This window comes from Ornithinimicrobium humiphilum (assembly GCF_006716885.1).
GTDB lineage: Bacteria > Actinomycetota > Actinomycetes > Actinomycetales > Dermatophilaceae > Ornithinicoccus > Ornithinicoccus humiphilus.
In genome coordinates this window covers 2,572,671-2,597,059 of the sequence record NZ_VFPU01000001.1, presented here as the reverse complement: position 1 = coordinate 2,597,059, position 24,389 = coordinate 2,572,671, and the positions used below count along the sequence as shown (strand labels likewise).

Sequence of the window (24,389 nt, the reverse complement as noted above, 5' to 3'; positions counted from 1 at the left end):
CGCGGCTCAGGCGCCGTCGACGACGCCGGGGAAGGCCGTGCCCTTGGCGCCCAGCGCGGTGTCCACGTCGTGCTCCGTCAGCGTCGGATCGGTGACGTCCTGGGGCTTGACCGCGTGGCGCCGCAGCTCGCCGCTGGCGATCTGCTCGGCCCAGTGGCAGGCCACCCGGTGGCTGGCCGGGACCCCGTTGATCTCCACGGTCCGCAGCTGCGGACGCTCGGTGTCGCAGCGCGTCTCCTGGCGCCACGGGCAGCGGGTGTGGAAGCGGCACCCGGCGGGCGGGTTGGCGGGGGACGGGAGGTCACCGACCAGGAGGATCTGCTCGCGGGTGTCCTCGACCGTCGGGTCGGGCACGGGGACGGCCGAGAGCAGCGCCCGCGTGTAGGGGTGCAGCGGCTCCTGGTAGAGGTCGTCCGCGTCCGCCTCCTCCACGAGGGCGCCGAGGTACATCACGCCCACGCGGTCGCTGATGTGGCGGACCACGGCGAGGTCGTGGGCGATGATCAGGTAGGTCAGCCCCAGCTCCTCCTGCAGGTCGGCGAGCAGGTTGATGACCTGAGCCTGCACCGAGACGTCGAGGGCGCTCACGGGCTCGTCCGCGACGATGAGCGAGGGGTTGACCGACAGCGCCCGGGCGATGCCGACGCGCTGGCGCTGGCCGCCGGAGAACTCGTGCGGGTACTTGGACAGCGCGGTGCGGGGCAGGCCCACCTCCTGGAGCAGCTGCCCGAGGCGCTCACGGGCGTCGCCGTCCTTGGTCAGCCCGTGGGCACGCATCCCCTCGAGCAGCAGCTGCTCGACGGTCTGGCGCGGGTCGAGGCTGCCCAGCGGGTCCTGGAAGACCATCTGCATGTGCCGTCGCTGGCGGCGCAGCTCCTCGCCCTTGAGCGAGGCGAGGTCGGTGCCCTCGAAGAGCACGGAGCCCTCGGTGAGCTCCTCCAGGCGCAGGATCGCCCGCCCCAGCGTGGACTTGCCGCAGCCCGACTCGCCGACGAGGCCGTAGGTCTCGCCGCGGCGGATCTGCAGGTCCACGCCGTCGACGGCGTAGACGTGGCCGACCGTGCGGTCGACGATCACGCCCTTCTTGATCGGGAAGTGGACCTTGAGGCCGCGGACGTCCAGGAGGACGTCCGGCTCGGCGGTCGCGGTGGCGCTGCCGCGCGGACCGGTGCTCGGGGCGGGCTGGGTGGCGTCGGGCGTGCTCATCGGGCCTCCTCCTCGACGGTGGGGGTGTCGTCCACCGGGTTGGCCGTCAACGGGTTGTGGCAGCGCAGCAGCCGGTCCTCGCCGACCGCCTCGGTGTCGCTGACGAGCTGGGGGGTGAGCTCACGGCATACCTCGATCGCGCTGGCGCAGCGCGGGGCGAAGGCGCAGCCGGAGGTCCACGGGATGTTGTCGGAGACCGACCCGGGGACCGGGGTGAGCCGGCGGCCGCGCTCCTCGTGGAGCCGGGGGATGGAGGCCAGCAGGCCGCCGGTGTAGGGGTGGCGCGGCGCCGCGAAGAGGTCGTGCCGCTGGGCGCGCTCGACGATCCGCCCCGCGTAGAGGACGTTGACCTCGTCGCACAGCCCGGCGACGACGCCCAGGTCGTGGGTGATCATGATCAGCGCGGTCCCGGACTCCTGCACCAGCTCCTTGAGCAGCGCGAGGATCTGCGCCTGGATGGTGACGTCGAGCGCCGTGGTCGGCTCGTCGGCGATGAGCAGCCGGGGCTCGCAGGCCAGCGCCATGGCGATGAGCGCGCGCTGGCGCATGCCGCCCGAGAGCTGGTGGGGGTACTCCTTGAGCCGGCGCGTGGGGTCGGGGATGCCGACCCTGCGCAGCATCTCGGCTGCCTCCCGCTGCGCGTCGGAGCGGTTCCTGCCCTTGTGCCGCTGGATGACCTCGGCGACCTGGACGCCGAGCGGGACGACCGGGTTCAGCGAGGAGAGCGGGTCCTGGAAGATCATCGCCAGGTCGCGCCCGCGGCGGTCACGCAGCTGGTCGGGCCGCATCGCGAGCAGGTCGTCGCCGGCGAAGCGGACCGACCCCTCGACGGTGTTGCCGCGGGCGGGCAGCAGGCCCATGATGGCCAGCGAGGTGACGGACTTGCCGCACCCCGACTCGCCGACGAGGCCGACGGTCTGGCCGGGGTAGACGTCGAAGTCGACGCCGTCGACGGCACGGAAGGCCTTGGCTCCCTTGCCGAAGGTGACGCGGAGGTCCCGCACCGAGAGGAGCGGCTCGTCGCCGCGGTGGTGGGGCGTGGTGGGAACGGTGGTGGGCTGGGCGGTCACGGGTGCCTCCTCAGCGGCGGGACTTGGGGTCGAGGGCCTCGCGGAGCGACTCGCCCACGAGGGTGAAGCCGAGGGCGACGACGATGATGCACAGCGCCGGGTAGACCGCGACCTCGGGGTGGGTGTTGAAGTACTGCTGCGCGCGGCCGAGCATCTGGCCCCACTCGGGCTGGGTGTCGTCGGCGTTGCCGAGGCCGAGGAAGGACAGGGCGGCGGCGTCGATGATCGCCACCGCGAGCACCAGCGTGCCCTGCACGATGACCGGACCGACGGAGTTGGGCAGCATGTGCCGGAAGACGATCGCCGGGGGTCGCACGCCCAGGGCGCGGGCGGCCAGCACGTGGTCGCTGTGCCGCTGGGCCATCATCGACCCGCGCAGCAGACGGGCGAAGATCGGGATCTGGATGATGGCGATCGCCAGGATCACCGTCCACTGGCTGGGCCGGGCGAACATCGCCGCGAGCGAGAAGGCCATGAGCAGCGACGGGATGGAGAGCATCACGTCGACGACGCGCATCACGAGCGCGTCGACCCAGCCGCCGATGCCGCCGGCCAGGGTGCCCAGGATCATGCCGCCGAGCAGTCCGCCCAGGGTCGCCATGACGCCCACGATGAGGGTCTGGCGAGATCCGACGAGCAGCCGGGAGAGCATGTCGCGACCGGCGTCGTCCGCGCCGAGCGGGAAGCCGGGCTGGGGGCCGGGGATGGGGTTGGAGGTGCTGCGCTGGTCGATGAGCAACCGGGCCGCGGGGTCGTGCGGGGCGATCCACGGGGCGATGATCGCGAGGATCACGAAGGCCGCGCAGATGACGGCGCCGACGAGGAAGACGGGATCGCGACGCAGGCGGCGCCAGGCGCTCTGCCAGAGGCTCACGCCCTCCCCGGCGGAGAGGCTGCCGGCCTCGGCCAGGCGGTCGATGCGCTCCTTCTTGCGGCTGCCCAGGCCGGCGCGCGAGGAGCGCCCGTCGGCGGGGGAGCCGGCCTGGTTGTCGGTGCCGGGGTCGTGGAGGTCGGTCACGGGCTCGTTCCTCACTTGGTCCGGACGCGCGGGTCGATGACCGCGTAGGCGATGTCGACCAGCAGGTTGACGATGATGTAGATGAGGGCGGCCATCATGATGACCACCTGCAGCACCGGGTAGTCACGGCGCTCGAAGCCGATGGCCAGCGCCTGGCCGATGCCCTGGAAGGCGAAGACCTTCTCCGTCAGGACCGCTCCGGCGAGCAGCGCGCCGATCTGCAGGCCGACGACGGTGACGACCGGGATCAGGGCGTTGCGCATGATGTGCCGCACGCGGATGGTGCGGGGGGTCAGGCCCTTGGCGCGGGCCGTGCGGACGTAGTCCTCCTCCATGACGTCGATCACGGCGGCGCGGGTGATGCGGAAGATGATCGCGAAGGGGATGGAGGCCAGGGCCAGCGCCGGCAGCAGCAGGTGCTTGAAGGCGTCCCAGGCGGCGTCCCACTCACGCGTCATGAGCCCGTCGAGGATGTACATGTTGGTGATGTGGGTGGCGTTGATGCCCACGCTCTGGCGTCCGGACGGGGGGAGCCAGCCGAGCTGCACGGCGAAGATGTACTTCAGCACGTAGGCCAGGAAGAAGACCGGCACGGCCACGCCGACGAGTGAGAAGATCACGCTGCCGGTGTCCAGGGGGCCGCCGCGGCGCCGGGCCGCGACGTATCCCAGGGGGATGGCCAAGCAGAGGGCGAAGATCAGGGCGACCGCGGCGAGCTCGATGGTCGCCGGGAAGCGCTGGAGGAAGACGTCGAGGGCGGGCTCGCCCCTGTAGACGCCGTTGGAGATCCCGAAGTCTCCGCGGACGGCCCGGCGCAGGAAGCGCCAGTACTGGACGAAGATCGGGTCGTCGAGCCCGAGCTGGGCCCGCAGCGCCGCGCTGCTCTCGGGGGTGGCGCGCTCGCCGAGCAGGGCGCTGACCACGCCGCCGGGCAGCGAGCGGAGCCAGGCGAAGAGCAGCACGCTCAGGACGAAGAGCGCCAGCACGGCCTGCAGCGAGCGGCGCACGATGAACCTCAGCACGGGGTTCCTCCAGGTCGGTGTGCGGGGGATGGTGCGGTGACCCCGCGACGGCGGGCCGGAGCGCTGCCCCGGCCCGCCGTGCGGTGACGGGCGAGCCCGTCGTGCGTCAGGTCACTCGGTGATGGTGATGGTGGAGAAGTCCTCCGCGGTGAGCGGGCTCGGGATCAGACCCTCGACGTTCGCACCCACGACGATGGCGGGCGGGCTGTGCGAGATCGGCAGACCGATGAGCCACTCGGGGCTCATGATCTTGCTGTTGAGGTCCTTGTAGAGCTGCTCGCGGGTGGCCTCGTCGGCCTCCGCGTCGGCCGCGGCGATGGCGTCCTGCAGCTCGTCGTGGAAGTCGTACTCCACGGTGCCGAACTGGTTGTCGTCGCCGCAGAAGAACGCGCAGAGGAAGTTGTCCGCGGAGTTCAGGTCACCGGTCCATCCCAGGAAGAAGGAGGCGGCCCGACCGGCCTGCGCGTCGTCGAGGTAGCCACCGGCCCACGGCTTGGTGACGGGCTCGACGGTGATGCCCGCGGCCTCCCAGTCGGTCTTCACCGCGTCGAAGACGCGCTGGGGGTCCGGCATGTAGGGACGGCTCACCTCGGACGGGTACCAGAGCTCGATGGTCAGGTCGGACTTGCCGGCCTGCTCCAGGAGCGACTTGGCCTTCTCGACGTCGTACTCGTAGGCCTCGATGCTCTCGTCGTAGCCGGACACGGTGTTCGGCATGAACTGCGTCGCGACCTCCGCACCCTCGGGCAGCTGGGTCGAGACGAACTGCTCACGGTTGAGCGCGTGGTAGAGCGCCTGCCGGACCAGCGGGTCCTTCAGCTGCGGGTCCGCGACCGGGTTGAGGGCCAGGTAGAGGATGTTGAAGGGGTCACGGATGAGGACCTGGTTGCCCGCGTCCTCGAGCGCCTGCCAGTCGACGGGGTTCGGGAGGTCGTAGCCGTGGATGGTGCCGGCCTCGAGCTCCTGACGACGGGCGTTCTCGTCGGGGATGATCTTGAAGACGATCTCCTTGACGCCCGCCGGGTCGCCCCAGTAGTCGTCGTTGCGGGTGATCGTCACCGTGCCGCCGGCGTTGTCGTAGGACGCGAACTTGAACGGGCCGGTGCCCGTCGGGTGCTCCTGGGCGTACTCCGGGAAGACGAAGGCGTCACCCTCGAGCTTGATGTCGTTGGCGTTGTACTCCTCCATCGCCGTGGGCGACTGGATGGCGTAGGACGACTGCGACAGGACCATCGGGAACTTGCCGGTCACCCGGGTCACGGTGACGCGGGCGTTGTACTCCTCGGTGGCCTCGCAGGACTCGTAGAGGGAGTCCTCGCCGAAGCCGAAGTCGTTGCCGTAGTAGTAGGCACCGGACGGGGCCATGCCGGCCTCGTTCTGGTCGGCCCAGCGCTCGAAGTTGTAGCAGACCGCCTCGGCGTTCAGGTCGGTGCCGTCGTGGAACTTCACACCCTCCTGGATCTTGAAGTCCCAGACCAGGCCGTCCTCGCTGCTCCACTCGGTGGCGAGCTCGGGCACGGCGTCGCTGCCGCCGGGCTCGATGCCGATGAGGTTCTGGAAGATCTGGCGGGTGATGCGGAACGTCTCGCCGTCGCTGGCGTAGAACGGGTCGAACGTGGTGGGTGCACCGGCGGCGCCGAAGATGAAGGTGGCGTCGCTGTTGCCGGCGGCGTCACCGTCACCGTCGCCGGTGCTGTCACCGCCGTCCTCGGTGCTGGTGCCACCGGTGTTGTCGTCACCGGATTCGCTGCCCGTGTCACGGTCGGACTGAGCGCAGGACGTGAGCACAAGGGCGAGCGCCGCCATCGTGGCCAGCGCCCTGACCTTGGGATTCTTCATTGGATCTCCTCGAGGGTTGCACGGACCTCGCGGTCCTGGCCGGGGTCAACCGGCCGATGCGGGGATTGAACCAGCAGTGGGGTCGTGGCTGCACGGATCGGACCAGATCGTGACCGAACCGAGACACTTGCGGAGGGGCTCACAGACGCCCCTCCTCCAGCATCCGGAGCAGCTCGGCGACGACGTCGAGCAGGTCCTGGCGGAGCTCCTCGTCGGCGACCCGCTCGGCGGCCTGCCGGGCGTGGTCGAGGTGCTGCCGGGCCTGGTGCGTCTTGCCCGCCGCCGCGAAGGACAGGGCCTTGTCGACGAACTGGGCGAGCTGCTGGGCGTTCTGGGTGCTGAGGCGGCCGTGCTCGTCGGACCAGGCCACCAGGGACCGGGCGTAGGCGGGCACGTCGCGGGTCGCGCGGGCCAGGGCCAGCGGACCGCCGACCACGGGCAGCGTGGCGCTGGTCGACCCGAGGTCGACGGAGAGCCGGCTGCCCGCCGCGGGACGGATCGTGTACTCGTTGTCGCTGGAGTAGACCATCACCGACAGCGTGGAACCGGCGGCGACGACGGTGTCGATCGGCTCGTAGGTGAAGTCGACCGTGACCTCCTGCCCGGGCACCAGCGGGGTGCCGACGCCGTCGAGGTCGGCAGCGTTCTGCGGGTCGGCGAAGCCGCGGGTCAGGATGCGGCTCGTGCCGTTCGGCGCCGTGGCGACGACGGCCGTGGACAGGTTGACCGCGGGGCGGTCGGCGCTGAGCGTGATGCTCACCTGCGGCTCGCCGCTGAGGTGCACCGGCTCCAGGAGCGGCCGGGAGCGGTAGAGCAGCCGGTGGTCGCTGGAGGCCGCCGACGCCAGGTTGAGGGCGCGGACCGCCGCGTTGTCGGTCAGGTCCTGGGTGCTGTCCTCGCGGGCCATGATCCGCAGGTCGCCCGCCTCGGAGCCGTCGCCGGCCATGCCCACCGGAACCGGACGGCTGCCGGGGACCGGCCAGCTGGCGTAGGGCGTGGGGTTGAGCCGGTTGGCGCCCTCCCGGGCGACCCAGGCGCGGGGCTGCTCCTCGACGCCGTTGGGCACGTCGTAGAGGAAGCGGCTGAACCAGAGGTTCATCATGAGGTCCGGCGGGGCGCCGCCGTGGCCGCCCTGGTGCAGGTAGATCTGGGACGGCACGCCCCGCTCCTGCAGCTCGGACCACAGGTTAGTCGCCTGGCTGGCCTTGACGTTCCAGTCGCCGAGACCGTGCGCGATGAGGGTCGCGGCCGAGATGCCGTCGACGTCGTCGAGGTAGTTGCGCTCGTCCCAGAACGCGTTGCGGTCACCGGTGGCCCGGTCCTGGGTCTGCTGCATCTCGACGATCTGCGGGGCGCACACCGTGCGGTCCGGACGGGTGTGCACGTAGGCGGCCAGGATGTCGGCGTCCTCGCCCTGGTAGCCGCCGGGGGCGACGACGAGGCCGTTGGAGCGGTAGTAGTCGTACCAGTCGGAGATCGCCGACACCGGGACGATCGCCTCCAGGCCCTCGACGCCCGTGGTGGCGACACCGATCGGGAGGGTGCCGTTGTAGGACGTGCCCGTCATGCCGACCTTGCCGGTCGACCAGTCGGCGGTGACCTCCTGGGTGCCCGTGAGGCTGGTGAAGCCGCGGGCGCGCCCGTTGAGCCAGTCGATGACGGCCTTCGGGGCCAGCGACTCGTTGGTGCCGCCCGTCGTGGGGCAGCCGGTCGACAGGCCGGTGCCCGGGCTCTCGGAGTGCACGACGGCGAAGCCGCGGGGCACCCAGGTGCTGACGAGCGCGGTGCTGATGATCGGGCTGGTGCTCGACGCGGGGTTGTTGGGGTAGGGCGGGGGACCGGCGGGCGGGAAGCCCAGCTCGTGGTTGACCGACCAGTTCTGGACGTTGTTGCCGCCGGCGTAGTAGGGCGAGGTCTGGTAGACGACCGGCACCTTCAGGTCGGACGTCTCGGTCTCACCCGGGCGCGTGATGGTCACGTGCATCCGGTCGAGGAGGCCGTCCCCGTCGGAGTCGAACTCGGTCTCGACCCACAGCTCGTCGCGGACCCAGGTCCGGCTGTCGGTGAAGACGGGCTGCATGACGCCGTCGGCGACGACGGGGCGCAGCGGCTCGTCGTCGGCGGAGGCGGTGCCGACGGTGGCGGGGGCCAGGCACAGGGCCAGAGCCGTCCCGACGGCGGTGGCGGTGGGCAGGGGGCGCAGAACCTTCATGGCGGGAGGCCTTTCGCAGAAGGAGAGAGGAGGGACCCGGCCGGGGGCCGGACCGGCCGACGGGGCCCGCCGCGGGTGTGCGACGGGCCCCGTCGGGACCGGGTCAGCCCTGTCGCAGGATCGCGACGAGCTCGGTGATGGTCTGGCGGGCCGCCTCGTCGCGGACGCGCGAGAGGTTGCTCACCATGCGGTCGAGCGCCTGCTCGGCCTGCTTCGTCTTGCCCTTGGCGATGGCGTCCTCGACCTGGTCGAGGAAGGCCTGCATGGACTGCGCCACGCCGCGGTCGAGCGCGCCGTCGGCGACCAGGCCGGCCAGGACCGACTGGGCCTCGGCCAGGACCAGGGTCTGGACGTCGAGGACGACGGTCTCGGACTTCGAGGGGTCGCTCTCGCTGGTGACGGTGACCGTCAGGGTGCCCTTGCCGCCGGTGGTGCGCGCCAGGTGCAGCGGGACCGAGACGGTCTCCCCGGCGGCCGCCGCGACGACCTCGTAGGGCTGGGTCATCGTCCAGCCGGCCCCGTCCAGGGTGGCCTCGACGCGGTAGACGTCCGAGTCGTGGACACCGGCGCCGGCGGCGCCGGTGTTGCTGACCGGGACGCTGATCGAGGCGGTGGTCCCGCCCTCGGTCACGGCTGCGGTGGACCCGCCGACGGAGACCCCGCGCGCCTGGGGGCCGGAGCCGTCCAGGGAGCGGACCGCCACGTCGTAGGTCAGCACGCCCTCGTCGTCGACGATCCGCTCGAGCACGTAGAAGTGCAGGCGGTTGGCCTCGTCCACGTACTCGTAGAGCGAGCCGGAGCCGGTGCCGGCCCGGAACATGGCGTCCTGGAGCTGGCGCGGGTCACCGAGCGTGACCATCGCCCTGTCGCCGTTCGGGCGCACGAAGTCGACCCAGTTGATGTCCTCGGGGTTGGCGTCGATCGTCCAGATGAAGGGAGCACGGTCCTGGTTCTTCGTCTTGGCCAGGTGCACGCCGGAGCTCGGGACGAAGGAGTCCATGCCCACCCGGTCGACGACCTCGATCGTGTAGTTGTTGTAGCCGCCGCGGTCGCAGAGCCACGCGCGGTCGCCGACGAGGCCCTCTGCCGTGCAGTTCGACAGGTCGCCGCCGCTGAGCGCGACGTTGAAGCCGGCCAGGCGGTCCGGGCGGTTGACCGAACGGGCGCTCACCGTCGCCCGGGCCACGCCCTGCGCCGTGAGCTGGTCACGGGTGAGGTTGACGACCTGGGTGGCGGCGTCGAGCATGTTGAGCCGCATCTTGTTGCGCAGCGAGAACTGCGAGCCCATGCCGGAAGCACCCTCGTTGGGGATCTTCCACCGCTGGTGGGTGCCGCCCGGGCCGTTGAAGGTGCCGCGGCTGAGCATGTCCCAGTGGCCGCTGTAGGTGCGCACGGTCGGGACGGCGAAGGGGTTGTTGTAGTTGTCGGCGATGCCCAGCAGGTGCGACATCTCGTGCTGGAAGATCGACTGCCCGCTGGACTCGGCCTGCGTGCTGTTGGGGATCACGCCGCCGCTCTGGGCGTTGGGCCAGTGGTTGGCCGCGGCCGCCCAGCTGGTCCACTCCACGTAGCGGGTGGGCGACCAGTTCGGGATCTCGTTGCCGAAGGCGTTGTAGACCGGGCCCTCGGTGGCACCGGGCGGGCCGTACTCGGCCGGCACGTCCTCCTTGGTCTGGAACTTCATCTCGCCGAACTCCTGCCAGGTGCCCGACTCGTCGTGCCCGGCGGTGACCCAGAAGAGGACGTCGTAGTCCTGGTAGATCGTCGGGCCCTGGTCGGCGTACCAGGCGGCGAAGCCGTCGGTGCGGATGTTCTTGTTGCAGGTGTCGCCGGCGGGGCACACCGAGTTGGGGCCGGTCACCGGCGCGTAGCCGGACAGGCCGTACTCGTGCAGCTTGCCGGGCAGCTGGTAGGGCCCGAAGGCGTCGATCTCGACGGAGTACCGGCCGTTGGAGTTCTCCATCCAGTACTCGTTGATCGTGTGGTTGTTGTTGTACTCGTTGGGCGTGCCGAGGTAGTCCTCCCACCAGTCCGCGACCTCGTCGCGCTCGATGGGCTCCCAGCCCGCCTGCGGGTTGCCGAAGACGTGCGCCCCGGCCTGCTGGGTGAGCAGCATGGGCTGGTCGGTGAAGTCGACCAGCACCACCGCGGCCTTGAAGTGCCGCTCCGTGCCGGTGACCGTGCCGTCGACCCACTCGCTCGGACGGCCGGGGACGGCCCGGTAGTCGTCCCAGGTCGTGTCGTCGGGGTTGACCCAGTCACCCGGGTCGACCGGGTCGTGGACCGAGGGGGCGTCGTCGGTCGTGTCGACGGCCATGCTCGTCGGGGCGACGAGCGAGAGGCCGAGCGCACCCGTCACCAGGACGGCCGGGCGCAGGGCGCGTCCGAGCCGTCGCAGGCGGGCGCCGCCGTGCGTTCGCATCACAGGGCTCCTTGATTCGTGTCGTCCGGTGCGGAGGACACGACCCGGCGCCCCCCGCGTCGTCGCGGGGCGGCAGGGAACGGGCCCGGCGCACCGTTGTGCCTAGGCAGGTCCGCCCCAGAGGGGGCGGGTGAGGCCGACCGTACAACCGGGTTCCGACCCGTTCCGGGCCACGGCCGGGCCGTCGGCGCGTCGTCCCTACGGAAGGTCGTCACCTGTCGCCCGGTCCGCCCGAGGACGCGACATCTGTCGACGGACCCTCCGGCTCAGGCGTGCGGCAGGCGTGCGGCCTTGAGGGCCACGTGCACGAGGGTCCGGGCCTCCCCGTCGCGCAGGTCCACCCCGGTCAGCTCGGTGAAGCGCTGCAGCCGTTGGTAGAGCGTGGTCCGGTGCAGGACGAGCGCCGCGGCGGTGGCCTGGGCGTGGCCGGCCAGGTCGAGGTAGACCTCGACGGTCCGGACCAGGTGCTCCTGGTCGGGGCTGGCCGCCATCGTGCGCAGCTGCTCCACGAGCGCCCGGGCCGGGCCGTCGGCGTCGTCGAGGAGGTGGGGGACCAGGCGGTGCATCCCGGCCTCGGGCCAGCTGAGCACGGGGCCCCGGGCCGGCCACTCGACGCAGCAGGCCAGCGCCGCGAGGGCGGTGTCGAGCGCGCGGGGGAGCCGGGGGACGTCGGCCACGGGGTCGCCGATGCCGACCGCGAGGTCGGACCCGCCGGGCAGCGTCTCGCGGACGAGGCCGGTCAGGTCGAGAGTGCCGCAAGGTTCGAGGCAGACGACGGTGCCGAGGTCGTCGACGACGGCGGCGACGGCCGCCTGGCCGGCCAGCCGGGACACGAGGGCGCTCAACGCCGGTCGCAGGCGCAGCGACGCCGGGTCGTGCTCGCGGGTCCCGACCGCGAGCACGACCAGCCCGGCGCCCGTCCGGGCCCGGGCCTCCTCCAGGCGCTCGACCCGGGGGTCGGTCGGCAGGTCGCCGGCGAGCAGGGTGCGCAGGGTGCGGCTGCTCCCCAGGTCGCCCGGCGGCAGGTCGTGCCAGAGCACCTCGGCGAGGGCCGCCCCGGCCTGCTCGGCCCGCTCCAGGTCGAAGGGCGACATCTCCTGGTCCGGGTCGATGAACCACAGGTAGCCGACGAGGTCCGCGCCCCGGCGCAGGGGCACGCAGACGCGGGGCTTCATCCCCAGGTGCGGGTTGCCCGGCACCCGGGTCGCCCCGGTGGCGCGGGCGATGCCGAGACCGGCGAGCCAGGCGCTGACGTCGTCGGTGGCGCGGCGGCCCAGGATCGTGGTCGCGCGCACGGCGTCGCCCGGGTCGTCGTGACGGCTGTAGGCGACGACGACGTGCTCGGTGTCCTCGACGAGGGCGGGTGCGCCGACCAGTGCCGCGATGTCGTCGAGGAGCTCGTGGACCCAGTCCGGACGCGTGCCGTGCCAGCCGTCGGCGGTGGGGACCCGGGGCGGGGTCATCGGGAGGTGGAACCCACCACGACCCCTCGGCCCGGGTCCACGTCGACGGTCGCCCGCCCGCCGGCGGACTCGACCTCGACGCGCCACACCCACGTGCCTCCGGAGTCGACGAGCCGCACGCCCGCGAGATCACCGGGCACCTTCGCGAGCCCGACCTCGGCCGCCTCGGGCAGCGGCACGACGGCCGAGTCCAGGGCGAGCGCCTCTTCCTCGGGCACGGCGGTCGTGGTCACGGACTCCACCGTGGTGCCCGCCTCGTCGACCCGGACCTCCCGGGCGCCGTCCCAGACCCGGACGGAGGCCAGCCAGCCCGACCCGTCACGCGCCAGGCGGAAGACCGGTCCACCGACCTCGCCCTCCGCGGACAGCACCGCGGTGAGCGCTTGCACGGTCGTGTCCGAGAGCGGCTCGGCGCCGGGGACGCCGCCGGGGATGCCGACCGGCGGTGCCGAGGGGGTGTCGGTGCGCTCGAGGGCGGCCTCGCCCGCGGTCGCGTCCTCCTCGCCGCTGCCGTCCGTGGTCGCCGGGGCGGTCGTGGAGGCGCTCCCGGCCGGGGTCCCCGACCCCTCCTCGGAGGTCGACCCGGCGCCGTCGGGACCTGAGGGCGGAGGGCCCTCGGCCGTGCTCGTCGGGACGGGACCGCTGGTCGCGCCGGTCCCGGTCTGCCCGTCGGAGCCCGAGCAGGAGGTCAGGAGCAGCACCCCCGAGAGGGAGAGGGCGATCGGCAGGATCGGGAGCGAGGATCGAGTGCGCACCCGCCTACTGTGCACCACTGGTGCACGTACGTCACGCGGCGTGTGCGACGGACGCGCGGGGTCCGGCACCGCACCATGGGGGTATGACGCATCCTCCCCGGGTCGTGGTCGCCGCCGTGGCGCTCGTCGACGACCTCGCCGTCCCCACCCGCCTGCTCGCCGCCCGCCGGAACGCCCCCGCGGCGCTCGCGGGAGGGTGGGAGTTCCCCGGCGGGAAGGTCGAGCCGGGGGAGTCGCCGGAGGAGGCCGCGGTCCGCGAGGCCCGCGAGGAGCTCGGCGTCGAGGTGGAGCTCGGTGCCCTCATCGGCACCCGCCCGTGGCCGCTCGGCGGGCTGCACGAGATGTGGCTCTGGTGGGCGGTCGTGCGCCCCGGCGAGCCGGAGCCGCAGCCCCTCGTCGGCCACGACGAGGTGCGCTGGCTGACCCGGGCCACGCTGCACGACGTGCCGTGGCTGGAGAACGACCACGCCGTGGTCCGTCACCTGGAGGACCTGCTGGTGAGGGGCACCGACCCCGCGTGAGGCGCGGGCATACCCGCAAACCTGCGAGAATGGTGGTCATGCCCCAGACCGAGACCGGCCCCGCTGTGCCCGCCGGCAGCACCGCACTCCTCCGCGACGACATCCGCAACGTCGCCATCGTCGCCCACGTCGACCACGGCAAGACGACCCTGGTCGACGCCATGCTCACGCAGGGCGGCGCCTTCGCCGCGATGCGCGGCGAGCACGACGACCGCGTCATGGACAGCGGTGACCTGGAGCGTGAGAAGGGGATCACGATCCTCGCCAAGAACACCGCGATCCGCTACACCGGAGCGCACGCCCCCGCCGGCGGCATGACGATCAACATCATCGACACCCCCGGCCACGCCGACTTCGGCGGCGAGGTCGAGCGCGGCCTGTCCATGGTCGACGGCGTCGTCCTCCTCGTGGACGCCTCCGAGGGCCCGCTCCCGCAGACCCGTTTCGTGCTGCGCAAGGCGCTCGCCGCCCAGATGCCCGTGGTGCTCTGCATCAACAAGGTGGACCGTCCCGACAGCCGCATCGCGGAGGTCGTCGACGAGGTCTACGCCCTGTTCATGGACCTGCTCGACGACCACGCCCCCGACCAGGTGGAGAAGGCCCTCGACTTCCCGGTCGTCTACGCCTCCGCCAAGGCCGGCCGCGCCTCCCTCGAGGTGCCCGACAACGGTGGCCTGCCGGACAGCCCCGACCTGGAGCCGCTGTTCCAGACGATCCTCGAGACGGTGCCCGCGCCCACCTACACCGAGGGTGCGCCGCTGCAGGCCCACGTCACCAACCTCGACTCCAGCCCGTTCCTGGGCCGCCTCGCGCTGTGCCGCGTCCACGAGGGCACGATCTCCAAGAACCAGCAGGTGGCCTGGTGCCGCCGCGACGGCTCGATCCAGCGCGTGAAGATCACCGAGCTGCTGCTCACCGACGGCCTCGAGCGCAAGCCCGCCGAGCAGGCCGGCCCCGGCGACATCATCGCGATCGCCGGCATCCCCGAGATCACGATCGGCGAGACGCTGGCCGACGCCGAGAACCCCGTGCCGCTGCCGCTCATCACGGTCGACGAGCCGGCGATCTCGATGACGATCGGCACCAACACCTCCCCGCTCGCCGGCCGGGTCAAGGGCGCCAAGGTCACCGCCCGCCTCGTCAAGGACCGCCTCGACAAGGAGCTCGTCGGCAACGTCTCGCTCCGCGTGCTCCCCACCGAGCGCCCGGACGCCTGGGAGGTCCAGGGCCGTGGCGAGCTCGCCCTGGCGATCCTCGTCGAACAGATGCGCCGCGAGGGCTACGAGCTGACCGTCGGCAAGCCGCAGGTGGTCACCAAGGAGATCGACGGCAAGGTGCACGAGCCGGTCGAGCGCCTGACCATCGACAGCCCCGAGGAGCACCTCGGCACCATCACCCAGCTGATGGCCGCCCGCAAGGGCCGCATGGAGCAGATGACCAACCACGGCACCGGCTGGGTGCGCATGGAGTACGTCGTCCCCTCCCGCGGCCTCATCGGCTTCCGCACCGAGTTCCTCACCGAGACCCGCGGCACCGGCATCGCCCACCACGTCTTCGACGGCTACGCCCCGTGGTTCGGCGAGATCCGCACCCGCCAGTCGGGCTCGCTGGTCTCCGACCGTGCGGGTGTCGCGACGTCCTACGCGATGTTCAACCTCCAGGAGCGCGGGACGATGTTCCTCGAGCCCACCACCGAGGTCTACGAGGGCATGATCGTCGGCGAGAACTCCCGCGCCGACGACATGGACGTCAACATCACCAAGGAGCGCAAGCTCACCAACGTGCGCTCCGCCGGCGCCGACGTGCTCGAGCGCCTCGTGCCGCCGCGCCTGCTCTCGCTGGAGCAGTCGCTGGAGTTCTGCCGCGAGGACGAGTGCGTCGAGGTGACCCCGGAGGCCATCCGGGTCCGCAAGGTGGTGCTGGACGCCAACCTGCGCGCCCGCGCCGCGGCCCGGGCCCGCAACCAGTCGTGACGACGCGGCCCGACCTGCGCGACGGCCTGCCCCTCGGGCGGCGGTTGCGGGTCGTCGCCGTGCACGCCCACCCCGACGACGAGACCCTCGCCACCGGGGTGGCGCTCGCCTCCCACGCCGCCGCGGGCGACGAGGTGCACGTCATCACGTGCACGCTCGGGGAGGAGGGCGAGGTCATCCCCCCGGAGCTGGTGCACCTGGAGGGCACCGGGGACCTCGGCCCGCACCGCGTGGGCGAGGTCCGGGCGGCCACGGCCGTGCTCGGGGCCCGGCACCACTGGCTCGGTGGCGACCCGCCCCGCTGGCGCGACAGCGGTATGGCCGGTTCGCCCGCCGCCGCGCACCCGCGCGCCTTCGCGTCCGCGGACGTGGGGGAGGCGGCCGGCGTGCTGGCCGACCTCCTCGAGGAGCTGCGCCCCGACCTGGTCCTGACCTACGACCCGCACGGCGGCTACGGCCACCCCGACCACGTGCAGACGCACCGGGTCACGGTGGCAGCGGTGGCCCGTCTCCCGCGCGAGCAGCGCCCCCGCCTCTACATGGTCCTCACGCCGCGCTCCTGGGCGGAGGAGGACCGGGAGTGGCTGCGTGCCCACGTGCCCGAGGGGGTGCGCAGTCCCGCCGGGGGCGTGGCGCGCGTCCCGGCGCCCGACGACCCCTTCCCTCCGTCGGTGGTCGACGACGGGATCGTGACGCACGCGGTCGTCGACCTCGCGGCCCGCGACCGGCAGGCGGCCGCCCTGCGGGAGCACCCGACCCAGGTGACCGTCCACGACGGCTGGTACACCCTGAGCAACGACATCGCCGCCCGGCTGCCCGGCCGGGAGGGCTACGCCCTGCTGGAGGTGCAGGAAAGCTGAGCACACCGACCCCGCCCGAGCCCCTGGACGTCGACCGCTACCGGCAGGCCATGGGCCGCTTCGCCACCGGCGTCACGGTCGTCACCTCCCGTCATCGCGGCCACGACGTCGCCCTCACGGTCGGCTCGGTCGCCAGCGTCTCGCTGGACCCGGTGCTGCTGCTCGTGAGCCTGCACAACGAGGCCCGGGTGCTGGAGGGGATCGAGGCGGGGGAGGGCTGGGGCGTGAGCGTCCTCCCGGCCCACCACCGCGGGCTCGCGGCCTGGCTGGGGGAGCCCGGTCGCCCGCTGCACAACCAGCTGGCCCGGGTCAGCCACCGCCGAGGGGACGTCCTCGACGTGGCCCTGGTCGACGACGCCCTGGCGGCCTTCGAGTGCCGCACCTGGGCCGCCCACCCCGCCGGTGACCACACGGTCGTCATCGGCGAGGTCGTCGCCGTCCACGTGCCGCGCACCGACGAGCCCGCTCTCGTCCACTACCGTGGGGCGCTGGGAGAGCTGAGGTGACGTTGGACGCCCGGCGACGAGACCGAGACGACGTCGGAAGGACACCATCAGATGGGCGAGGGGGACGCGATGCGTGACGGCCTGCGCGAGGAGCGCACGAGCGGTCCTGGCCGCGAGTGGCTGTCAATCGTGCTGCGGCTCCTCGCCGCCGTCCTCGTCCTGGGCGGCCTCTACGTCGGAGCCGCCTTCTACTTCAAGGACCGGCCGCCCGCCGGCGTCACCGTCGACGGCATCGAGATCGGCTCGCTGACCCGTGACCAGGCCCGGGCCCACCTGGAGGACGAGCTGGCGCCGCGGCTCCAGGAGCCGGTCACCGTCGCCGTCCCCTCCGGCGAGGGCGACCCCGAGCAGCTCTCGCTCGTCCCGGCCGACTCCGGCCTGGGCTTCGACCTCGACGCGACCCTCAAGGACGCCGTCGGGCTGAGCTTCGACCCGCGCACCCTGTGGGCGCACGTCTCCGGTGCCGACCGCGAGCTGGAGCTCGTCGGCACGGTCGACCGCGAGGCGCTGACCTCCGCCGTCCAGGCCCTGGCCGAGGACTTCGACGCCGACGCCGTCGAGGGCGAGGTCACCCTGACCGACACCGGTGTGGAGGTCGTCGACTCCGGCGACGGCCGCACCCTCGACGTGCCCGCGACCGTCGAGGCGGTCGCCGAGGGCTGGCCCGACCGGACCAGCGTCGAGGGAGCCTCGAGCAGCGTCTCGCCGGTCCTGGCGCAGGCCGAGCTCGACCGCTTCCGCACCGAGGAGGTGGAGCCCGCCCTCTCCGCACCCGTCCGCGTCACCGCCAAGCGCGGCGACAGCAGGCTGACCGCCGAGATCGCGCCCCGTGAGATCGCCGACATGCTGACGGTGGAGCGCTCCGAGGACCAGGCCTCGCTCTCCCTCGTGCTCGACGAGGAGGCCATGCTGGCGCGCGTCCGGCAGGACCTGGGCCAGCTCGAGCGCGGCCCCCGCGACGCCACGGTCGCCCTGGAGGGCTCCCAGGTCGTCGTCGTGCCGGCCCGCACCGGGTTCTCCCTCGACGTGGAGGACCTTCCCGACGCCTTCCGGACCGCGATGAGGGCCAGCGGGGCCGAGCGCACCATCAGCGTCGCCCTGGAGGAGATCCAGCCCGAGATCCCCACGTCGGCCTCCGACGCGTGGCGTTTCACCGTCATGTCGCACTTCGAGTCCGAGTTCCCGACCGGGCCGGCCAACGAGGCGCGCACGGCCAACCTGGCCGCCGGCGTGCGGCACGTCAACGGCACCGTGGTCATGCCCGGCGAGCAGTTCAGCCTGTCCCGCGCCCTGGGTGACATCAGCCCGGCCGGGGGCTACGTCGAGGCGCCGATCATCCAGGACGGCCGGCTCGTGATGGGCCTGGGTGGTGGCCTGTCCCAGGTCTCCACGGTGGTCTTCAACGCGTCGTGGCTGGCCGGCGTGCAGCTGGACGCCCACACCCCGCACTCGTTCTACATCGCCCGCTATCCCGCCGGTCGCGAGGCCACCCTCGCGGTCCCCGTGATCGACAACACCTGGACCAACGACACGTCCAACCCGATCGTGGTCCGGTCCTGGATCTCCGGCAACCGGATCGTCATGGAGTTCCTCGGCCAGCGGCAGTACGACGTGCAGACGGTCGACGGGCCGTGGCGGGATCGCAAGACCGGGGAGAAGCGCACGGACGACAGCCCGAACTGCGTGCCGCAGAGCCCGGCCGAGGGCTTCTCGATCACCACGACGCGCATCCTGTCGCGCGGGGGCAGCGAGGTGAAGCGCGACACCTTCAACACCACCTACGTGCCGGCGGACGAGATCGTCTGCACCAACCCGCAGGCAGGCCGCTGAGCGGGGCTGCGTGCCACCCGGTGCGAAGACACCCCCTCCTGACGGCATACTCTTGGCCCATGACGTATGTGATCGCCCAGCCGTGCGTGGACCTGAAGGACAAGGCCTGCATCGAGGAATGCCCGGTCGACTGCATCTACGAGGGCGAGCGCTCGCTCTACATCCACCCTGACGAGTGCGTCGACTGCGGTGCGTGCGAGCCCGTCTGCCCCGTCGAGGCGATCTACTACGAGGACGACGTCCCGGAGGAGTGGGCCGACTACTACAAGGCCAACGTCGAGTTCTTCGACGACCTCGGCAGCCCCGGTGGCGCGGCCAAGATGGGTGTGATCCCCAAGGACCACCCGATCATCGCCGCCCTGCCGCCGCAGTCGCACGACGAGTGACCCAGACCTTCCGACCGGCCCAGCCATCCCAGGAGGACCCCTGATGACCGACCAGAACACCACCACCCCCGTGCTCCGTCACGGTGACAACGAGCTGCCGCTGAAGGTGGTGCCCGCGGTCGAGGGCAACAACGGCCTCGACATCAGCGCGCTGCTCAAGACCACGGGGGACACCACCCTGGACGTGGGCTTCGTCAACACCGCTTCCTGCACGTCGGAGATCACCTACATCGACGGTGACGCGGGCATCCTGCGCTACCGCGGCTACCCGATCGAGCAGCTGGCCGAGAAGTCGACCTTCCTCGAGACCACCTACCTGCTCATCTACGGCGAGCTGCCCTCGCCCTCCGAGCTGGAGGCCTTCGACCAGCGCCTGCGCCGCCACACCCTGCTCGTCGAGGACATGAAGAACTTCTTCGACGGCTTCCCGCGCGACGCGCACCCGATGTCGGTGCTCTCCTCCGCCGTCTCGGCGCTGGGCACCTTCTACCAGGACAGCCACGACCCGCACGACCCCGAGGCCGTCGAGATCTCCACGATCCGCCTGCTGGCCAAGGTGCCGACCATCGCGTCCTACGCCTTCCGCAAGAGCCAGGGCCAGTCCCTGCTCTACCCGGACAACAACTACGACCTCGTCGAGAACTTCCTCTGGATGACCTTCGGTCAGCCCACCGAGAACTACGAGATGGACCCCGAGCTCGCCAAGGCTCTCGACCTGCTCTTCATCCTCCACGCCGACCACGAGCAGAACTGCTCCACCTCCACGGTGCGCCTGGTGGGCTCCTCCGAGGCCAACCTGTTCAACGCGATCTCCGCGGGCATCCACGCGCTCTCCGGCCCGCTGCACGGTGGCGCCAACTCCGCGGTGCTGACCATGCTGTCGCAGATCCAGCGCGACGGCGGCGACGTCAAGGAGTTCGTCCGCCGGGTCAAGAACAAGGAGGACGGCGTCAAGCTCATGGGCTTCGGCCACCGGGTCTACAAGAACTACGACCCGCGTGCGGCCATCGTCAAGAAGACGGCCCACCAGCTCTTCGAGAAGGCCGGCCCCAACCCGCTGCTGGACCTGGCCATGGAGCTCGAGCAGACCGCCCTCGAGGACGACTACTTCGTGGAGCGCAAGCTCTACCCGAACGTCGACTTCTACACCGGCCTGATCTACGAGTCGATGGGCTTCCCGAGCAACATGTTCACGGTGCTCTTCGCCATCGGCCGTCTCCCGGGCTGGATCGCCCAGTACCGCGAGATGATCACCGACCCGGCCACCAAGATCGGCCGCCCGCGGCAGGTCTACACCGGTTCGCCGGCGCGCGACTACGTGCCCTCCTCGGAGCGCTGAGCCGCTCTCCGACCGCCTCCGACGGCCCCCGCTCGCGCAGCAGCGCGGCGGGGGCCGTCGGCGTCTCCCCCGGGTATGCCGTGCCGCGGGGGCGGGGGAGGACGGCGGCTCAGCCGGTCGCGACGACCACGGTCGTGGCACCGACCGGCTCGGGGCTCTCGACGAGGCGCAGCGGGTCGTGGTCGCGTCGCCACTCCCGACCGTCCACGCGGACCAGCGTGACGTCCTCGGACGCCGCGTGGCTGACGGCCCAGGTGGCCACCGTCCAGGCCGTGGCGGCGTCGCCGAGCTCGAAGGTGACGGTGCCCTCGCCGGGCGTCCCCGTCACGCCCAGCTGCCGGGCGGCCTTGTCGGCGATCGCGGCGGGGTCGCCGTCGCCGCGGGCGGGGTCCAGCCGGCAGCCGAGAGCGGTGCCGGTGCCCTCCTGCCCGGTGAGCACCGAGGCGAGCACCCGGCCCTCGGTCTCGTGGTCGGCGTAGGCGTCCGGGAAGGCGCTGCGCTGCACCTCCTGGGCGACCTCGGTCACCACGCCGTCCTCCCAGCCCTCCACCTCGACGAGCACGTCGTAGAAGGCGTGGCTGGCGTAGACGGGGTCGCGGATCTCCTCGACGCTGCCCCAGCCCTGGCTGGGGCGCTGCTGGAAGAGGCCCTGGCTGTCGGCGTCGCCGTAGGGCAGGTTGCGCAGCTTGCTCTCCTGGATCGCGGTCGCCAGCGCGATGGTGGCGGCGCGCGACGGCAGCCCGCGCTGCACGGCCACGCCGGCGATCGTGGCGGCGTTGGCGGCCTGCTCGGGGGTGAGCGTGACCTCCTCGCCCGCTGCGGAGAAGACGCACGTCGGAGAGGCCAGCCGGTCGGCCACCCACCGGGCCCCGAGCACGCCCGCCACCGCCGTGGCACCCACGAGGGCCAGGGCGGTCAGGGTCCGTCCGGCCCGGCTCCGTCTCACCCCAGCGAGTCTAGGCGTGGTCGCCCGGGGGAGCCCGCGGGCCTGTCATAGGGTCGGCACGTGACTCGACGACGGGACTACCAGCGAGGACCGGTCACCCTGCGCGGTGCGCGGGTGCCGGCCAGCACCACCGACCAGCGCCTGCTCGACACCCGGGGCTCGGCCGACTGGGTGCACACCGACCCGTGGCGGGTGATGCGCATCCAGGCGGAGTTCGTCGAGGGCTTCGGCACGCTCTCCGAGCTCGGCCGCAGCGTGGCGGTCTTCGGGTCCGCGCGCACGCCCGCCGACCACCCCTCCGCCGCGCTCGCCGAGCAGATCGGCGGCGAGCTGGTGCGCGCCGGCTACACGGTGATCACCGGGGGTGGGCCGGGCATCATGGAGGCCGCCAACAAGGGCGCCGCGGCCGCCGGCGGCACCTCGGTCGGGCTGGGCATCGAGCTGCCCTTCGAGACCGGCCTCAACGAGCACGTCAACGTCGGCATCAACTTCCGCTACTTCTTCGTGCGCAAGCTGATGTTCGTCAAGTACAGCGAGGGCTTCGTCGTGCTCCCCGGCGGCGTGGGCACCCTCGACGAGCTCTTCGAGGCCCTCACGCTGCTGCAGACGGGCAAGGTCACGAGCTTTCCGGTGGTGCTCGTGGGCAGCTCGTTCTGGGGGCCCCTGCTGGACTGGCTGCGCGAGACGCTGCTGGCCGAGGGCATGATCACGCCGGAGGACCTCGACCTCGTCCGGGTCACCGACGACCCGGAGGAGTGCGTGCGCTGGATCGTGGAGGCTCGGCGGGAGCGTGACGCTCGGTCTTCCGACACGGCCCTCTGACGTGCGAGGATCGGGCCGTGATCATCGTCGTGGCCGTCGTCGCCGTGCTCCTCGTGGGCGCGGTGGTGGCGCTGTGCGTGAGCCGGCTCGACGTGCCGGGCGTGCCCGCGGCGGTGACGACGGAGTCGGCGCGTGCGCTGCCGGCCGGGCCCGTCTCGGCGGAGGACGTCCACGACCTCCGCCTCGACCTGGCGTTCCGGGGCTACCGGATGTCGCAGGTCGACGAGGCGCTGCGGCGCCTCGGGCAGGAGCTGGCCGAGCGCGACGCCGAGATCGCCAGGCTGCGCGACGTGGCCGAGCACACGGGAGGGCACCCTCGATGACCACGACCACCACCCCGCACCCGGACCTGATCGTCGGACCCGACGGCGTGGTGCGCTGCAGCTGGCCGGGCCTGCACCACGCCGACTACCGCGACTACCACGACCGCGAGTGGGGCAAGCCCGTGCACGGCGAGACCGCCCTGCTGGAGCGCCTCTGCCTCGAGGGTTTCCAGACCGGCCTGTCCTGGCTGGTCATCCTCCGCAAACGGGCCGCCCTGCGGGCGGCCTTCGCCAACTTCGACGCCGACACGGTCGCCGGCTACGACGAGAGCGACGTCGAACGGCTGCTGACGGACGAGTCCATCGTGCGCAACCGGCGCAAGATCGAGGCCACGATCCAGAACGCCAGGGCGACGGTGGCGCTGCGCGAGACCGGTGGGCTGGAGGAGCTGCTCTGGACGCACGCGCCCGAGCCCACGCCGCGCCCCATGCGGTTCGCCGACGTGCCCACCCAGACCCCGGAGTCCGAGCTGCTCGCCAAGCGCCTCCGCAAGGCCGGCTTCGTGCAGCTGGGGCCCACGACCATCTACGCCGCCATGCAGGCGTGCGGGCTGGTCGACGACCACCTGGTCGGGTGCTTCCGGGCAGGGGCCTCCCGCTCCGGCTCGCGGGTCACCGGGGCGCGGCACCTCACCTCATGACGGCGGGCCCCCTGCCCGTCCGCCGCCTCCTCGACCTCCGGTTCGTCCTCGCCGTCGTCCTGGTCTGGACGCTGCTGCGGGCGCTGAGCACCGTGCTGCTGCTCGTGCTGGCGCACGACCACCAGGACCCCGTCGTCTACGACCAGCCGGGCGTCCCGCGCTACTTCCAGTTCGCCACGCTCTGGGACGGCGCGTGGTACGAACGCATCGCCACCCAGGGATATCCGGCCACGCTCCCGGTGGACTCCACCGGGCACGTCCGCCAGAACGCCTGGGCGTTCTACCCGATCTTCCCCTACCTCGCCCGGGGCCTCACCCTGCTCACCGGGCTGCCGTTCGCGGTCACCGGCACCGTCGTCGCCACGCTCCTGGGGTATGCCGCGGCGGTGGTCGTCGCGGGCCTGCTGCGCGAGCGCGTGGGCACGGCCGCCGCGCTGGGCGGCGTGGCCCTCCTGGGGGCCTATCCCTCCTCGCCGACCTTCCAGGTCGCCTACACCGAGTCGCTCGCGCTGCTGCTCCTGGCCGCGGCCCTGTGGCTGCTCGTGCGACGCCGCTGGCTCGCCGCGGGGGCCGTGGCGCTGCTCACCGGGCTGGCCCGCCCCATCGGCCTGCCGCTGGGACTGGTCGCCCTGGTCGCGGTCTGGCTGCGCTGGCGACGGCGCACGGAAGAGCCGATCGCGCGGGGGGAGTACGTCCGGATGGCCAGCGCTCTCGTCGGCTGCGGCCTCGCCGGGCTGATCTGGCCCACGGTGGTCTGGCTGCGCACCGGGGTGCCGGACGGCTACACGCAGACGATGTCCGGCTGGCGGGGCGGGGAGCCCGTGAGGCCCTTCCTGCCGACGCTGGAGCGCGTCCAGTGGCTCTTCGGCGACACCCTCGGTCTCGTCCTGCTCGCCGCCGGGCTGCTGCTGCTCGTGGTGGCCGTCGCCGGGCCCTGGGCCCGTGGGCTGGGGCCGGAGCTGCGCACGTGGTGCCTGGCCTACGTGCTCTACCTCTTCGCCGCGCTCGACCCGTGGACGAGCATCTACCGCTACCTCGTGCTGCTCTTCCCGCTCTTCGTCCTGCTCGTCGGCGGGGGCTGGGACCCGGCCGACCCGCGGGCCGAGCGCTCGCCGCGCTGGCTGCTCGTGGTGAGGACCGTCGTGATCGCCGGGGTCTTCCTCGGGTGGCAGGTGTGGTGGTCCTGGGAGCTGTTCATGTTCGTGCCGCCGCGCGACAACCCGCCGTGAGGAGCC

The 24,389-nt window shown here is 72.3% G+C and carries 21 protein-coding genes; 11 read left to right on the top strand and 10 right to left on the bottom strand.

The genetic code is table 11. The features are described from left to right. Window positions 1–6 precede the first annotated feature (6 nt). The 9 genes from FB476_RS12200 to FB476_RS12160 all read right to left on the bottom strand — a co-directional run bounded on the left by FB476_RS12200 (window position 7) and on the right by FB476_RS12160 (window position 13,007). Window positions 7–1,206, bottom strand: coding sequence for an ABC transporter ATP-binding protein (locus tag FB476_RS12200; RefSeq protein WP_141819172.1), 1,200 nt, complete (start codon window positions 1,204–1,206; stop codon window positions 7–9). Beyond that, window positions 1,203–2,276, bottom strand: coding sequence for an ABC transporter ATP-binding protein (locus FB476_RS12195; RefSeq protein WP_141819170.1), 1,074 nt, complete (start codon window positions 2,274–2,276; stop codon window positions 1,203–1,205). Before FB476_RS12195 ends, FB476_RS12200 begins: the two co-directional genes overlap by 4 nt. Window positions 2,277–2,286: 10 nt before the next feature. Next, a complete protein-coding gene (locus tag FB476_RS12190; protein ID WP_141820270.1) occupies window positions 2,287–3,219 on the bottom strand; it encodes an ABC transporter permease in 933 nt (310 codons plus the stop codon). An 86-nt stretch (window positions 3,220–3,305) separates the two neighbouring features. Then, complete coding sequence (locus FB476_RS12185; protein ID WP_141819168.1) at window positions 3,306–4,316, bottom strand: ABC transporter permease; 1,011 nt, start codon at window positions 4,314–4,316, stop codon at window positions 3,306–3,308. 111 nt (window positions 4,317–4,427) lie between these two features. Next, window positions 4,428–6,155 carry an ABC transporter substrate-binding protein gene (locus FB476_RS12180; protein WP_141819165.1) on the bottom strand — a complete coding sequence of 576 codons (1,728 nt, stop codon included), beginning with the start codon at window positions 6,153–6,155 and terminating at the stop codon, window positions 4,428–4,430. 139 nt (window positions 6,156–6,294) lie between these two features. Further along, window positions 6,295–8,367: a Xaa-Pro dipeptidyl-peptidase gene (locus FB476_RS12175; protein ID WP_202876974.1), complete on the bottom strand. Its 2,073-nt coding sequence runs from the start codon at window positions 8,365–8,367 to the stop codon at window positions 6,295–6,297. A gap of 103 nt (window positions 8,368–8,470) precedes the next feature. Next, window positions 8,471–10,789, bottom strand: coding sequence for a M6 family metalloprotease domain-containing protein (locus tag FB476_RS12170; RefSeq protein WP_141819163.1), 2,319 nt, complete (start codon window positions 10,787–10,789; stop codon window positions 8,471–8,473). A 266-nt stretch (window positions 10,790–11,055) separates the two neighbouring features. Then, complete coding sequence (locus tag FB476_RS12165; RefSeq protein WP_141819161.1) at window positions 11,056–12,252, bottom strand: PucR family transcriptional regulator; 1,197 nt, start codon at window positions 12,250–12,252, stop codon at window positions 11,056–11,058. Continuing rightward, entirely contained in the window at window positions 12,249–13,007 is a 759-nt protein-coding gene (locus FB476_RS12160) for a hypothetical protein (protein ID WP_141819159.1), read from the bottom strand. The genes FB476_RS12165 and FB476_RS12160 overlap by 4 nt, the downstream gene beginning before the upstream one ends. Window positions 13,008–13,090: 83 nt before the next feature. On the opposite strand from FB476_RS12160, the gene FB476_RS12155 reads away from it, so the two are divergent. From FB476_RS12155 to FB476_RS12125, 7 genes are read left to right on the top strand one after another with little or no spacing between them, the layout of a single operon-like run. Next, entirely contained in the window at window positions 13,091–13,528 is a 438-nt protein-coding gene (locus FB476_RS12155; protein ID WP_141819157.1) for a (deoxy)nucleoside triphosphate pyrophosphohydrolase, read from the top strand. Between the two features lie 38 nt (window positions 13,529–13,566). After that, window positions 13,567–15,501 carry a translational GTPase TypA gene (gene typA, locus FB476_RS12150; RefSeq protein ID WP_141819155.1) on the top strand — a complete coding sequence of 645 codons (1,935 nt, stop codon included), beginning with the start codon at window positions 13,567–13,569 and terminating at the stop codon, window positions 15,499–15,501. After that, window positions 15,498–16,361, top strand: a complete 864-nt coding sequence (gene mshB / locus FB476_RS12145; protein WP_141819153.1) for an N-acetyl-1-D-myo-inositol-2-amino-2-deoxy-alpha-D-glucopyranoside deacetylase — start codon at window positions 15,498–15,500, stop codon at window positions 16,359–16,361. Before typA ends, mshB begins: the two co-directional genes overlap by 4 nt. Window positions 16,362–16,411: 50 nt before the next feature. Beyond that, entirely contained in the window at window positions 16,412–16,867 is a 456-nt protein-coding gene (locus tag FB476_RS12140) for a flavin reductase family protein (RefSeq protein ID WP_141819151.1), read from the top strand. Window positions 16,868–16,918: 51 nt separating this feature from the next. Next, window positions 16,919–18,697 carry a VanW family protein gene (locus tag FB476_RS12135; RefSeq protein WP_141819149.1) on the top strand — a complete coding sequence of 593 codons (1,779 nt, stop codon included), beginning with the start codon at window positions 16,919–16,921 and terminating at the stop codon, window positions 18,695–18,697. Between the two features lie 59 nt (window positions 18,698–18,756). Then, a complete protein-coding gene (gene fdxA / locus FB476_RS12130) occupies window positions 18,757–19,083 on the top strand; it encodes a ferredoxin (RefSeq protein ID WP_141819147.1) in 327 nt (108 codons plus the stop codon). Between the two features lie 43 nt (window positions 19,084–19,126). Further along, window positions 19,127–20,422, top strand: coding sequence for a citrate synthase (locus FB476_RS12125; RefSeq protein WP_141819145.1), 1,296 nt, complete (start codon window positions 19,127–19,129; stop codon window positions 20,420–20,422). Between the two features lie 109 nt (window positions 20,423–20,531). Here the strand turns inward: FB476_RS12125 and FB476_RS12120 are convergent, their stop codons facing one another. Beyond that, entirely contained in the window at window positions 20,532–21,368 is an 837-nt protein-coding gene (locus FB476_RS12120; RefSeq protein ID WP_141819143.1) for a hypothetical protein, read from the bottom strand. 60 nt (window positions 21,369–21,428) lie between these two features. On the opposite strand from FB476_RS12120, the gene FB476_RS12115 reads away from it, so the two are divergent. Genes FB476_RS12115 through FB476_RS12100 form a run of 4 tightly spaced genes read left to right on the top strand, consistent with a single transcriptional unit; the run spans window position 21,429 to window position 24,383 of the window. Then, window positions 21,429–22,190 carry an LOG family protein gene (locus FB476_RS12115; protein ID WP_141819141.1) on the top strand — a complete coding sequence of 254 codons (762 nt, stop codon included), beginning with the start codon at window positions 21,429–21,431 and terminating at the stop codon, window positions 22,188–22,190. Between the two features lie 17 nt (window positions 22,191–22,207). Beyond that, window positions 22,208–22,513: a DivIVA domain-containing protein gene (locus tag FB476_RS12110; protein ID WP_238329693.1), complete on the top strand. Its 306-nt coding sequence runs from the start codon at window positions 22,208–22,210 to the stop codon at window positions 22,511–22,513. Next, window positions 22,510–23,154 (top strand): DNA-3-methyladenine glycosylase I, encoded by a 645-nt coding sequence (locus FB476_RS12105; protein WP_141819139.1) that lies wholly within the window; start codon window positions 22,510–22,512, stop codon window positions 23,152–23,154. Before FB476_RS12110 ends, FB476_RS12105 begins: the two co-directional genes overlap by 4 nt. Next, the gene (locus FB476_RS12100; protein ID WP_141819137.1) at window positions 23,151–24,383 is read left to right on the top strand and encodes a hypothetical protein; all 1,233 of its coding nucleotides are present in this window, start codon (window positions 23,151–23,153) and stop codon (window positions 24,381–24,383) included. Before FB476_RS12105 ends, FB476_RS12100 begins: the two co-directional genes overlap by 4 nt. The last annotated feature ends 6 nt before the right edge of the window (window positions 24,384–24,389 follow it).

Bases quoted from the DNA above. Each gene is read 5' to 3' on its own strand.
- FB476_RS12100 (WP_141819137.1), top strand. From the start codon at position 23,151: ATGACGGCGGGCCCCCTGCCCGTCCGCCGCCTCCTCGACCTCCGGTTC.
- FB476_RS12175 (WP_202876974.1), bottom strand. From the start codon at position 8,367: ATGAAGGTTCTGCGCCCCCTGCCCACCGCCACCGCCGTCGGGACGGCT.
- FB476_RS12140 (WP_141819151.1), top strand. From the start codon at position 16,412: ATGGGCCGCTTCGCCACCGGCGTCACGGTCGTCACCTCCCGTCATCGC.
- FB476_RS12135 (WP_141819149.1), top strand. From the start codon at position 16,919: ATGGGCGAGGGGGACGCGATGCGTGACGGCCTGCGCGAGGAGCGCACG.
- FB476_RS12170 (WP_141819163.1), bottom strand. From the start codon at position 10,789: ATGCGAACGCACGGCGGCGCCCGCCTGCGACGGCTCGGACGCGCCCTG.
- FB476_RS12155 (WP_141819157.1), top strand. From the start codon at position 13,091: ATGACGCATCCTCCCCGGGTCGTGGTCGCCGCCGTGGCGCTCGTCGAC.
- FB476_RS12180 (WP_141819165.1), bottom strand. From the start codon at position 6,155: ATGAAGAATCCCAAGGTCAGGGCGCTGGCCACGATGGCGGCGCTCGCC.
- fdxA (WP_141819147.1), top strand. From the start codon at position 18,757: ATGACGTATGTGATCGCCCAGCCGTGCGTGGACCTGAAGGACAAGGCC.
- typA (WP_141819155.1), top strand. From the start codon at position 13,567: ATGCCCCAGACCGAGACCGGCCCCGCTGTGCCCGCCGGCAGCACCGCA.
- FB476_RS12165 (WP_141819161.1), bottom strand. From the start codon at position 12,252: ATGACCCCGCCCCGGGTCCCCACCGCCGACGGCTGGCACGGCACGCGT.
- FB476_RS12125 (WP_141819145.1), top strand. From the start codon at position 19,127: ATGACCGACCAGAACACCACCACCCCCGTGCTCCGTCACGGTGACAAC.
- FB476_RS12105 (WP_141819139.1), top strand. From the start codon at position 22,510: ATGACCACGACCACCACCCCGCACCCGGACCTGATCGTCGGACCCGAC.
- FB476_RS12200 (WP_141819172.1), bottom strand. From the start codon at position 1,206: ATGAGCACGCCCGACGCCACCCAGCCCGCCCCGAGCACCGGTCCGCGC.